Annotated in this window: 5 protein-coding genes and 1 pseudogene; 3 read left to right on the top strand and 3 right to left on the bottom strand. The window is 46.3% G+C overall.

Annotation, left to right across the window (positions count from 1 at the left end):
- Position 1 precedes the first annotated feature (1 nt).
- Positions 2-973, top strand: a complete 972-nt coding sequence (corA, locus tag B7X71_RS10885; protein WP_015420400.1) for a magnesium/cobalt transporter CorA — start codon at positions 2-4, stop codon at positions 971-973.
- Between the two features lie 18 nt (positions 974-991).
- Here corA and B7X71_RS10880 read toward each other — a convergent pair whose 3' ends face one another.
- The 3 genes from B7X71_RS10880 to thiL are packed head-to-tail and all read right to left on the bottom strand — an operon-like array spanning position 992 to position 3,113.
- Positions 992-1,516 carry a CinA family protein gene (locus B7X71_RS10880; protein ID WP_293598484.1) on the bottom strand — a complete coding sequence of 175 codons (525 nt, stop codon included), beginning with the start codon at positions 1,514-1,516 and terminating at the stop codon, positions 992-994.
- Positions 1,513-2,094, bottom strand: a complete 582-nt coding sequence (locus B7X71_RS10875; RefSeq protein WP_293598483.1) for a phosphatidylglycerophosphatase A — start codon at positions 2,092-2,094, stop codon at positions 1,513-1,515. Before B7X71_RS10875 ends, B7X71_RS10880 begins: the two co-directional genes overlap by 4 nt.
- The gene (gene thiL / locus B7X71_RS10870; RefSeq protein ID WP_293598482.1) at positions 2,091-3,113 is read right to left on the bottom strand and encodes a thiamine-phosphate kinase; all 1,023 of its coding nucleotides are present in this window, start codon (positions 3,111-3,113) and stop codon (positions 2,091-2,093) included. The genes B7X71_RS10875 and thiL overlap by 4 nt, the downstream gene beginning before the upstream one ends.
- Positions 3,114-3,197: 84 nt before the next feature.
- On the opposite strand from thiL, the gene B7X71_RS10865 reads away from it, so the two are divergent.
- Together B7X71_RS10865 and B7X71_RS10860 are read left to right on the top strand one after the other, a co-directional pair.
- Complete coding sequence (locus B7X71_RS10865; RefSeq protein ID WP_293598481.1) at positions 3,198-5,525, top strand: NADP-dependent malic enzyme; 2,328 nt, start codon at positions 3,198-3,200, stop codon at positions 5,523-5,525.
- A 138-nt stretch (positions 5,526-5,663) separates the two neighbouring features.
- Positions 5,664-5,885 (top strand): annotated as a pseudogene (locus B7X71_RS10860) (hypothetical protein); the annotation flags it as partial.

The raw sequence follows: 5,885 nt of genomic DNA, 5'->3' as shown, positions 1-5,885 counted from the left end.
CATGATCAACTTGTTCGTCCTGCAAAATGGCCGCCTCTCTCAAGAGCAAGTGGAAGATCGCAATGAATTGTTGCAATACTCCAACCCTATCTGGATCGACGTAGTTGACCCAGAAGAGGAAGAGCTCCTATGGATTAAAGAGGCTTTTGGCGTTCTTTTGCCTGAACTAGATGATTTGGGTGACTTAGAAGCTTCTGCGCGTTACTTCGAGGCAGATGACGGCCACCTCCATATTCGTACGGATTTCTTATTGGATGAAGAAGAAACTTCTCGTAACGTTCGAGTCGCTTTCGTCATGACCAAGCAAGTTTTGTTCTCTATTCATGATGAAGACTTACCGGTCTTCCGCTTGGTACGCTTGCGTGCCCGTTTGCGCCCAGGTTCAGTGAGCAATGCAAAAGACGTTTTACTAGATTTGTATTCCACTGATGCTGAGTATTCCGCTGATGCTTTGGAAGAGGTTTATGAAAACCTCGAACAAGCAGGTAAGCGCGTTCTACAAGATGACATCACCGATAACGATGCCGAAGAAGTACTCGAAACGATTGCTAAGGAAGAGGATACGAACGGACGCATTCGTCGCAATGTGATGGATACCCGTCGTGCATTGTCATTTTTGATGCGCAGCAAATTATTGTCTGATGAGCAGCAAGAAGAAGCGCGTCAGATTTTGCGCGACATTGACTCATTAGAAAACCATACCGCGTTCTTGTTCGATAAGATTAACTTCTTGATGGATGCGACGGTCGGTTTTATTAACTTGAACCAAAGTAAGATCATCAAGATCTTCTCGGTGGTATCCGTTGCCTTAATGCCACCTACTTTATTGGCTAGCGTGTGGGGCATGAACTTCCGTTACATGCCTGAGCTAGAGCAGACTTGGGGTTATCCAGTTGCCATTATTTCCATGGTGATTTCAGCGATGATTCCATTGGGCTATTTCCGCCACAAGGGTTGGTTGAGCTCACGCTAATTCTGTAGTGCTACCTTGTTAGGCGTTTTTGGGTTTGAGTAATTCCAGAAATTGAGAGAGTGCAAAATCACGCGCTTGTTCCCGCACGATTTGACGATCACCGTTGAAATGCTTGGTGAGTGTGGCGGTGTTCACAACCTCATTTCCAATGACCTCTTTGATTGCCCAGCCAAAACAGACTGTACCAACTGGTTTTTCTGGTGAGCCACCTGTTGGGCCAGCGATGCCAGTAATAGAGATGGCAGCGTTGACATTCGCATTGCGAAGCGCACCCTCAGCCATGGCTTTAGCGACTTGCTCACTCACAGCACCAAATGAATCAATCGTCTCTGCTGGAACATCTAAGCATTCAGATTTCGCTGCATTACTGTAGGTGATATAGCCTCGCTCTAGCCAATCACTTGAGCCTGCTAAATCCGTTAGGGTTGCGCAGACAAGGCCACCAGTACAGGATTCAGCTAAAGCAATTTTCCAGCCACGGTTCATTAGAGTCTGTGCAACAGCTCTCGCTATTTCATGCTGAGGATCGTTATTATTTTTCATGAGATGTAGCTCAATCCAATATGTAAAAGCGTCATGGTGAGTAGGGTGAAAAATGCTGCAGCTAAATCATCAGCAATGATTCCGAATCCGCGCCAGAGTATTAAACCAAAACTAGATGGAGAGGAATGGTCGCCACCTTCTAAATGTTTAAAGTGTCGATCAATCATTCCAATCGGACCGGGCTTCACGGCATCAAAAAATCGGAATAGTGCAAATGCCAAAATTTGTACCCATATGTTTGCTGGCATGATAAAAATCAATACGATCCAGAAGGCAAGGACTTCATCCAAAACAATTCCGCCAAAATCTTTTTTGCCCAACTCTTCGCTGACTTGTCCGCAGATCCAGCAGCCCAGCAGTATTCCAATGCCGATGATCCACAGCCACGCTTCGGTAGATAGAAAATATTCTCCCACCAAGAATGCGGCCCAAGCCCACAGCGTTCCCGCAGTACCTGGGGCGAATGGTGCCAAACCACTGCCCATGCCGAATGCAAGGGCGCGACTAGGTTTACTAAATACCCACTTGAAGCTGGGAGTAAGGGTGGAGGAGCTTGGCGTATTAGCTTGGGTATTCATGCGAAGTGATCAAAAGATTTCAGTAGTAAACCTGCCTCTTGAGCATCTAACTCCTTTCCATCGTTGCCAACGATGTGTATCTCAGCTGCCGAGGATTGCATGGATTTGATGCTACCAATTTGAGTGAGGGCGAGATTGAGGTCTGCACTGATTTTGGCAATGGCATCCCGTTTACTGCTGGGGGCTGTGAAGCATAGCTCGTAATCATCCCCACCACTTGCTGAGTATTGATTTTGAATGGCCAACACTTGTTTACCTAGTGTGGCGGATTTTGGAATCTGACCTAAGGAGATTTCTGCATCTTTGCCGGACTGTTCAAGGATATGTCTCAGGTCCCCCAAAAGACCGTCAGAGATGTCTAAAACGGAATTGGCAATGCCTCTTAAGGCAATGCCTAAATCCAGCCTGGGGGTAGGTTGATGCATGCGCGCTTCTATGCTCGCTAAATCTTCTTTAGATAATTTAATTTCATGACGCAGTGCAGCAAGAGCAAGTCTCGCATCGCCAACAGTTCCCGAGACCCAAATGTCATCACCCACTAATGCCCCTGATCTATAAATGGCTTTCCCTTTGGGAATGCTGCCAAAAGCGGTGATGCAAATATTGAGTGGACCAGCAGTGGTGTCACCGCCAATCAGTGGGCAGGTAAATTGATTGGCAATTGCAAATAAGCCCTTGCTAAAAGCTTCTAGCCAGGCTGAATTAGACTCTGGCAATGCGAGGGCTAAAGTGAAGCCAGCAGGCTTGGCACCCATGGCTGCTAGGTCTGAAAGGTTGACTGCTAGGGCTTTCCAGCCCAGCCACTCTGGATTGGCATCTGGTAAAAAGTGTCGTCCAGAGACGAGCATGTCACTGGTGATCGCAATTTCTTCGGTAGGGTCGATATTTAGTAGGGCACAGTCATCACCAATCCCTAGCTTCACTGAACCAGGATTCTTACTGAGCATGAGTTCTGACTGCGTTTTGAAGAAACGCTGAATCAGGTCAAATTCGCCGAGTGGGGATGTTTGAGATTGCATGCCCCATTTTATGGCTCTTGGGACTCTTCCATCCGAGAGGAATAGAATTAGAAGCTTGAATACGTCTGATTGATGAGTGAACTGATGAGTAAACCAAGCAATAGCAGCAAAGAACAACAAATAGCGGATTTAAGAGCAGCCGCTCTCCACTATCACGAGTTTCCAACCCCAGGAAAGATTGAGATTGCCCCCACAAAGCAACTCACGAATCAGCGAGACTTAGCGCTTGCATATACACCTGGCGTGGCTGCTCCTTGCGAAGAGATCGTTAAGGATCCTGCAAATGCATTCAAGTACACAGCGCGTGGCAACTTAGTTGGTGTGATTACTAATGGCACAGCGGTTTTAGGTTTGGGAAATATTGGACCATTGGCAAGTAAGCCAGTGATGGAAGGTAAAGCAGTCCTCTTTAAGAAATTCGCCGGTATTGATGTTTTCGATATTGAAGTGAATGAAAACGATCCAGATAAATTAGTTGAAATCATTGCGGCACTTGAGCCTACTTTTGGTGGCATCAATTTAGAGGACATCAAAGCACCAGATTGTTTTGTAGTCGAACGCAAGCTACAAGCTCGCATGAAGATTCCGGTCTTTCATGATGATCAACATGGAACTGCGATTGTAGTTGCCGCTGCAATTCTCAATGGTTTAAAAGTGGTTGGTAAAGATGTCAGTAATGTGAAGTTAATTACCTCAGGTGCTGGTGCTGCCGCATTAGCTTGCTTAGATTTATTGGTTGACCTTGGTATACCGCGTAAGAATATTTGGGTCACCGACTTAGCTGGTGTTGCATATAAAGGCCGCAAAGAACTCATGGATCCGGAGAAGGAACCGTTCTGCCAAGAGACAGAATTGCGCACGCTGGATCAAGCGATTGAAGGCGCTGATATTTTCTTAGGTCTTTCTGCCGGTGGTGTGTTGAAGCAAGACATGGTTAAAAAGATGGCGCCTAAGCCATTGGTCTTTGCTTTGGCAAATCCAACTCCAGAGATTCTTCCTGAAGAAGTTAAAGAAGTTCGTCCTGATGCGGTGATGGCAACTGGCCGTACCGATTATCCAAACCAAGTGAATAACGTGTTGTGCTTTCCGTTCATCTTCCGTGGCGCATTAGACGTTGGTGCAACTACTATTACACGTGGCATGGAAGTCGCCGCAGTGCGGGCTGTAGCGGATTTGGCGCAAGCTGAGCAAAGCGAAGTAGTGACCTCTGTGTATGGTATTGAAAACTTGTCTTTTGGTCCGGAGTATTTAATTCCGAAACCATTTGATCCACGTCTGATTACGGTTATTGCACCTGCCGTTGCTAAAGCCGCAATGGATGATGGCGTTGCTCAACGTCCGATTAAAGACTTTGATGCTTACCGCAATCAGTTGCAACAATTTGTGTACCACTCCGGTACTTTGATGAAGCCATTGTTTAGCATTGCTAAACGAGTACCTGCTGCACAAAAACGTATCGTGTTTGCTGAAGGTGAAGATGAGCGCGTATTGCGTGCAGTACAAATTATTATTGATGAACATTTGGCGACGCCAATTTTGATCGGACGCCCTGCAGTCATTGAGCATCGCATTGGCAAGTTTGGATTGCGTATTAAGGCTGGCGAAGACTTTGAAATCGTGAACCCGGAGAATGATTCACGTTTCCGTGATTTCTGGCAAACCTATTTGGCGTTGACAGAACGCAAAGGCGTTACTGAATCTTTTGCCAAGTTAGAAATGCGTCGTCGTAACAGCTTGATTGGTTCAGTGATGATTACCAAAGGCATGGCTGATGGCATGATCTGTGGAACCGTTGGCAACTTAGCAACCCATTTGAAGTACATCGATGAGGTGGTAGGTCAAGAGCCGGGTGCCAATGTTTATGGTGCCATGTCTGGATTGATTTTGCCGGGTCGCCAAGTGTTCTTGGTAGATACCCATGTCAATATTGATCCAACTGCAGAGCAATTGGCTGAGTTGACATTGATGGCCGCGAGCGAAATGCGCAAGTTGGGTCTCGTACCGAAAGTAGCACTCTTATCCCATTCCAACTTTGGCTCAAGTAATGCGCCATCTGCAATCAAAATGCGTGAAGTGTTAGCTTTGATTCAAAATGCAGATTCAACTCTTGAGGTGGATGGTGAAATGCATGGTGATAGCGCCTTGGATGAAACCATTCGCGCTGGTGCGGTTACTTCATCTCCATTGAAAGGTGATGCCAACTTGCTAGTATTGCCAAACATTGATGCTGCCAACATTTCCTACAACTTACTAAAGACCGCTGCTGGTAACGGTATTGCAATCGGCCCATTACTGCTCGGTGCTGCTAAGCCGATTCATATTCTGACGCCATCAGCTACTGTGCGCCGTATCGTCAATGTCACCACTTTGGCGGTAGTTGAGGCAGCAAGTAATGCCAGAGGTGTGGCTTAAGAAGGCAGGGTGGGCTTTTATTTATGTTAGTTAGTGACAACTAACATAAATAATTATTATATAAATCAATGGTTTATATAAAATGCACTGTAATTAGGCTTGATTTGATGGCGTGTTAAGGGTAACCTAGCACCCATCATGAATAATCGCTCTGAAAACGGCACTACAGTAGGCTTCGACGAACACAGTCGTGCTGAAAGTTGGGATAGCAACGATCGACTTGAAGCCGAGTCATCTGCTGCCAATATCTATGCTCAGGGTGGTTTATCTCGTTTACAAACCTATGCAGCAAATCAAGTTTCGGGGAAAAAAGTGACAGCTTCTTGGCGTGCCGCTTTGGCCGTTCGCGATGCCGGACCG

It is taken from the genome of Polynucleobacter sp. 39-46-10, from assembly GCF_002282275.1.
Note: the sequence above shows the minus strand (reverse complement) of the source record. Positions and strands in the feature narration are given on the sequence as shown.